We start from the raw sequence: 6,406 nt of genomic DNA, 5'->3' as shown, positions 1-6,406 counted from the left end.
TCATTAACTCAAACATTTAATTATGAATGTAAACCAAGAACGTATCTTACGCCAGGCGCAAAATATGTTGCAGTTTAAGCAGACATATAAAGAGATCCTGGATTTAGATCCACTTGCTACCCCAATGTTCGATAGGGTACAGGTAATTTATGACAATGTTTTGGCACTTTCGGCCAAACAAGACCGCTCGGGGAAAACCCTGACTGATCAGAAGAATAAAGCCATGAGCACAGTAATTGATACCAGTGTGGATTGTGCTGATTTTATGAGCAGTTATGGTTATTTCCAAAATTTCGATCCCTTCGTGAAAATTGAAAACTGTAAGAAAACTCAGTTGACTCATGCTCGCGAGGAAGAAGCCTTAATTCACATACGCAAGCTTATTGATGTGATGGATGATAATCCTGAACAAACCACTGCTGCGGGTGTTGCGGATGAGTTAAAGCAAAAGCTAATTGCTGAACTCGATATAGCTTCTAAACTGCTTGATGTACCCAAGGAGTACAGAATTATTCACAGAGAAATTACAGCTAAGATTGACAGCTCTCTGAATGAATACAAGGGCATACTCGACGATTCGCTTAAAGGCTATATGCGTAGCAAGTATCAGAAGAGTAACCTAGAACTCTATATCTCTTTTGTTAATGCTATAGAGCTCGATGCTATACCTCAGCGGAAGCGTGCCATAACGGGGCATTTCACCAATGAGGCAGGAGAACCTGTTCGTTTGGTTCGTGTTTCTATCGACGGACAAAAAGCCATATCGAAAGGTGGTGATAAAGGGGGCTACTTTATCCAGAACTTGCCGCCGGGTCAACATAACTTGGTTTTTACGCGCAAAGCCTATCAGGTGGAAGCACGCAGGGTGCTGATTGTGCCTGATGAAACCTTGCAACTCGATATTGTGTTTACATTAATCGAGATTGAGGCCCAAGAGCTGGTCGAAGCTTAAGCCTGACCACTCTACTTACAACTAAAAAGTGAAAAGCCAACAGAAGAGATTTTGTTGGCTTTTTTTATTTGCCTAGTACAGCGATGAAATAGCCTTACACTCAATAAACCTGTCTTTGCGAGGACGAAGAATGAGGACGTGGCAATCTCCCAATAGACCAACTGTTTCATCTCTTTTTATGTTGATAATTATTTGGAAGGATTCTAAAGGTTTATTTTACAAAATAAGAGTAGGTGTTCGTCAGGAATAATTAATTTTAGAGTCGTACTATTGGACTAAGAGAGAATTTGGCTCATAAAAAGAGTTCTTTTCTCAGGTTTTGTGACGAAAATGAAAATATCTCTTGCAAAAACCAAAAGCCCTATAGGTATAATGATAGACGCTAAGCTGAAGAATAGTAGTAGCTTATAAAAACAAACAGATAAGTGGGATAAAATGCATGGCACTTCATCCACTTGTTAACGGCAAGGTTAAAAGAGTATTTTGCTATAAAAAACAAAATTTATGAAATTAGACGATTTAAACACAACACAAGACTCATTCAGTTATATAGGCAGTGAGTACCATAAGTTTAGCAATTCTAAATTTATTGTTGCAGTAAAAGATGAAGAGTTTCCTGATAGAAATTTAATACCACTCTTCTACTATGATGAAGGAAAAGTCTTTGGCATTGACACTTATGCTATGTCAAAAATACATACTTCAATACCAAGAAATTTAGATTCTGAAACTTATGGGTTTTCATTACTTGAAGTGGTGAAAATATCACAAGGTGATATAAAAGCAGATGATAATTGGTTCGACGGTTCGAATAAGCCTAAATGCTGGACATTTAGAACTAATATAAACCCAATAGAAAACAATGAAGTACTTGAAGTATTTAATGGCGAGATTGATGAGTCAAAAGGAAGAGTAAAGATAAATGAAGATGCCCTTCACTCATTAATTACAGAATTATACATTGAAAAATCAACAGCGTTTTTCGTTGAAACAGAATCAAAATTAATAGGTCCTTTTAAAGCTTTACGAAAAGATACTGAAGGTTATTTTATAGTAGAAAAGCACAACTGGAAGATATTCGGGGAATATGAAAACAAAGAAAATTCTTACTACTCAACGACCGTTAATGACATTCAAAGGAAACTAATTGTACCTAGCACAAACACCCTAAATTTAATTTCAGAAAAGAACTTTCTTTCTGACAAGGAAATCTTGGAAGAATTTAAGGAAAAATTGAACAAAGCTGATTTTGACATCAATGAAATCAATTCTGTGCTAAATCATATCAAAGAGGCAACAGAAGTAAACTCTATTAAAGAATATGTTGAGAACAACGATAGAATAAAAAGTATACTTGAAAAAACAGAAACTACTCTAGCATCTGATTATAAACTATTAGAGTTTCTTCCTCAAGTTGGTCAAATAAAGAAAGATATTGAAGTTTTAACAACTAATAAATTCAACTTAGAAGAAGACAAAAGAAAACTTCAGGATACAATAGAGCAAATTGGTATTGATATAGAAGAATCTAAAGATAGCCTAGAAAAACTTGAAGAACAGATTGATAACAAAGTAAGAACAAAAGACGAAGCCCTAAAAAACGTAAATTCAGAATTAGAGGAAGAAATCAATAAGCTAAAAGAACAAAAAAACACTCTTGAAAATGAGGTGAAATCTTTTGAAGCAACAAAAAAACTAGAAGATATTGAAGCTGAGATAAGAGTAAGGGAAAAGGACTTAAAAGATAAAGAAAATCAGAAAAGCACATTGAATGAATCTATTGATAGTCTTAGAAAAGATAATCTAGAAGTTCAAGAAGATAGTCAAAAAACTCTAATTAAACTTGTTAGAGAGAAAAAGTATTTTGACTTTCTGAGTGGCAGAGACTTAGTAGATTACGACCAACAAGAGAAACCAAGTTACCAACCAAAAACCTATTGTGACAATCCAAACCATAATGACTATCTGAGTTTTAGAACACTGGTGCTTGATAAGCTGACAAAACTAGGCAGAAAGTATGATACTCATTTTGTAGATAATTTACTTATTTCAATACACCAAAATACATTGACAGTATTTGCTGGTTTACCAGGAACAGGGAAAACAAGTCTTTCTAGAATGTTAATTAAAATATTAACACCATCTGAGCGAAGTACAGAAGTTTCGGTCCATAGAGGTTGGACTTCACAGAAAGATTTAATAGGTTTTCAAAATCCATTAAATAATAAATTTCATCCTTCATCAACAGGAATGTATGAATTGCTTAGTCAGATTAATACAGAAACTCAACATGGCGATTTTAAAGACCTGCCACTTGCATATGTGCTTCTTGACGAAGCAAACCTCAGTCCTCTGGAACATTATTGGTCTACTTTTTATAATTCGACTGATTCTATTGCAAGGGAAAACTCTTTATTAAAATTAAATTTAGGCGATTCTACACAGATATTTTACCCTAATAATATTCGGTTTATTGCCACAATAAATTCAGACCAAACAACCGAACCATTATCTCCGAGGATACTTGATAGGGTAAATATGATTCAAATACCACAACAATTGCAATTTGAAAGCAATATCGAATTTGTAAATGAAGAAATTGAGCATATTAAATTAGCTTACGCTAAAAGCATTGAATATTTTAATCTGTTAGATTTTCGAGAAGATAAGATAATTACCACAAAGTCTGAGAAAGTTGACAAGTTGATGTCTATATATTCAGAGATTAAGAAGAAATTCAAAGACCTTCAAATATTTATTAGCCCCCGTATCGATATCGCAGTAAAGAAGTACTTCACTATTGCGACTAAAGTTATGGTCGAAGATACTAGACCGCTTGATTATTGTATTGCTCAAAGAATTTTACCTTTAATTAATGTTCAAGGAGACAAATCAAAAGAAAAATTGGAAGGATTACAGATAGTTTTTGAAAAATATAATCTTTCATATTCAACCGATATTTTGAATAGGATACTACAAAGTGGTGAAGATGATAGTTTCTTTGAAGGTACTTACAATTATTTTTTAACATTTTCATATGCTCAAGGTTTATAGTATAAAAAAAGGCGATCGCAAGCAAGTGTCACCAACAGATGGTGTTTATAGTGTGGTTGAAGGTTATGATTATATTTTAGAATATGAATCTGATGAAATTGTATCTAGTAACGTTTTCATTGAAGACATTCCTTTGTCTACGGTGGACTATGAAATTACTCAAAATAACAAATTAAGGACTATTAAAAAGAAATTCTTCATTGATTACTTTGGATATGCTTGCTTAAAAGTGAATAATGAAGAATTCATATTTAACATCAAGGTTGAGAAGTTTAAGCTAAATGAGATTGAGGATATCTTTACTTTTTTATGGAGTAAGGAAGAGAGCTTGTTTAAGAACTTTTTTTCAAAAAGCACTAAAACTATAAAGTTTGACAAATTGGGTGTTGACCTCAATAGTACTTCAAAATATATATTATTTGCAAATTATTTTGTCGACACTTTTGAAGCTATGCTTCAGTCTTTTAAATATCAACCACACACTAAGCTCAAGAACATTAAGAAAGAAGAGGATTTTTCAAACTCTCAAATTACACAGTATTCTATTGATTGGTTATTTAACAACCTTGACACATTAAACTTTAGTAATGCTTCATCAAGTCTTAATTCATGTATTGAGATTAATCGTCGAACAGCAGTCATTGAGAAAATAGGTACAGAAGAAAAGGTGAATTCTTATAATACCTACGAAAACACAATAATAGTTGGTGCTTTAAAATATTTAAAGGTAGAAATTCAGAAACTTAAAAAGGGAATAGCTTCAATTGTAAACATAGAGACATTACAAAATAAAGAATTTGCTGAGTTTAGTGATTTAAGGAAAATACCTTTTCTTCAAATGTATCAAGAATCTGTTACTATTGAAAAAAGATGTAACAGGCTTACTACAAAATACCAACGTGTGTTTAGGAATATACCAGTTAGAATTGAGAAGCCACAATTAACATCCGTTTTTTCATCTAAGATTCACTATAAGAAAGCATACAAACTTATAAAAAACTTATTTAGCTATAAGTTTGTATTAGATGGAGAATTTCGATTGTTAAATATTACGAAGCTAAGTCAGCTTTATGAGGTTTACAACTTCCATATTTTAACTGATGCAATTAAAGAAGTTTTAAATGAAAGTTCTTTTAACTATGCATCAAATAGTTCAAGAGAAGATGGACTTACAGACTTTTCTTCATTTATTAACCCGTCTTATTCTGTAACATTGTCCTATGAACATTTAATATCAGATGAATCACACAATGAACTAATTCGCATCGATAAAAGAAAGAAAGGAAAAGGAGAAGCTCGTTTTTACAAACCCGATTACATACTAGAAATAAAAAAAGTAACTGACAATATAAATCTTTATTGGATATTAGATTCTAAATATTCGAAGCAAGCCATAGTTAGAACAAACTACCTAAATGAATGCATATATAAATATCTTTTAAATACAGGCTTTAAAGCAAATCCTTATAAAAAGCCAGATGGATTAGCTCTTTTATATCCATCAGGAAATAGCAATAAGTTTCTTGAAAGTGATTTTTATAAGCCAACTATAGATATGATTGTTTCTAAACCGACAAGTGAGGGTGATTTGTTTACCTACATTTCGAAAATATTGAAGTCAAATTTGAATGAAGAATTTATAAATGTGACATATAGATAAAACCCAGCCGTTAACAATGGCTCATAAAGCATAGGCTTGCCGCAGGCGCAACACAAGCCAACGCTTCATAGTCTAGCCGATAGCTGCTAAGGAAAAAACTACGAGCTGAGTAATTCTAGGCAAAATGAAATACGAGATAAAACATTAATTATAAAAAGAAGTTTATGAGAACAATGATTACCCTAATCAGTCTGTTCTTATTATTTGCTTTTGCTAGTATAGCACAGCAACCAGCAGAACTTTACACAAAGATTTCGCTTGACGAATTAATAGAGAACGCTGAACAATACGAAAATAAAAAGGTTGAACTCATTGGTCTTGTTGTTCATATTTGTGGCGTTGATGGCAAAAAGATGAAACTCAAATCACCTTCTGGAGCCATAGTGAAAATCGTACCTAATGACTCTAACGAAAGCTACGATTCTGCTTTGAAAAAACAAGTGGTAAGCGTGCAAGGTGTGGTGGAAATTTCACGTATTGAGAAGGCTGAAATTGATAAGGTGGAAAAGGAAAAAACTTTGCTTTGTCATATCGACAATACCCCATGTAAGGATAAAGAGTGGGTTAACAATAAAATAGAATCAGGGGCTGATGTCACTATTGTGAAAAAAGACATTGCCAAGCTGAGAAAGCAAATGGAGACAAGTGGGAAAGATTATGTGACTTGTATTTGTATTCGAGCCGAGCATGTCGCTATTTTAAATTAAAGTCAGGTTTTGGTAAATATGGAGAGCTCATTA

At 33.0% G+C, this 6,406-nt stretch carries 4 protein-coding genes; all 4 read left to right on the top strand.

Annotated elements, in window-relative coordinates:
- Nucleotides 1-22 precede the first annotated feature (22 nt).
- The 4 genes from ABY905_RS12615 to ABY905_RS12600 all read left to right on the top strand — a co-directional run bounded on the left by ABY905_RS12615 (nt 23) and on the right by ABY905_RS12600 (nt 6,373).
- Nucleotides 23-952 (top strand): carboxypeptidase-like regulatory domain-containing protein, encoded by a 930-nt coding sequence (locus ABY905_RS12615; protein ID WP_372644427.1) that lies wholly within the window; start codon nt 23-25, stop codon nt 950-952.
- A 504-nt stretch (nt 953-1,456) separates the two neighbouring features.
- Entirely contained in the window at nt 1,457-4,006 is a 2,550-nt protein-coding gene (locus ABY905_RS12610) for a hypothetical protein (RefSeq protein WP_372644425.1), read from the top strand.
- On the top strand, nt 3,990-5,666 hold the full coding sequence (locus tag ABY905_RS12605) for a hypothetical protein (protein ID WP_372644423.1): 1,677 nt from the start codon (nt 3,990-3,992) through the stop codon (nt 5,664-5,666). The genes ABY905_RS12610 and ABY905_RS12605 overlap by 17 nt, the downstream gene beginning before the upstream one ends.
- A gap of 164 nt (nt 5,667-5,830) precedes the next feature.
- Complete coding sequence (locus tag ABY905_RS12600; protein WP_372644421.1) at nt 5,831-6,373, top strand: hypothetical protein; 543 nt, start codon at nt 5,831-5,833, stop codon at nt 6,371-6,373.
- Nucleotides 6,374-6,406 lie beyond the last annotated feature (33 nt).

It is taken from the genome of Ancylomarina sp., assembly GCF_041555295.1.
In the GTDB taxonomy this organism is placed as follows: domain Bacteria; phylum Bacteroidota; class Bacteroidia; order Bacteroidales; family Marinifilaceae; genus Ancylomarina.
Note: the sequence above shows the minus strand (reverse complement) of the source record. Positions and strands in the feature narration are given on the sequence as shown.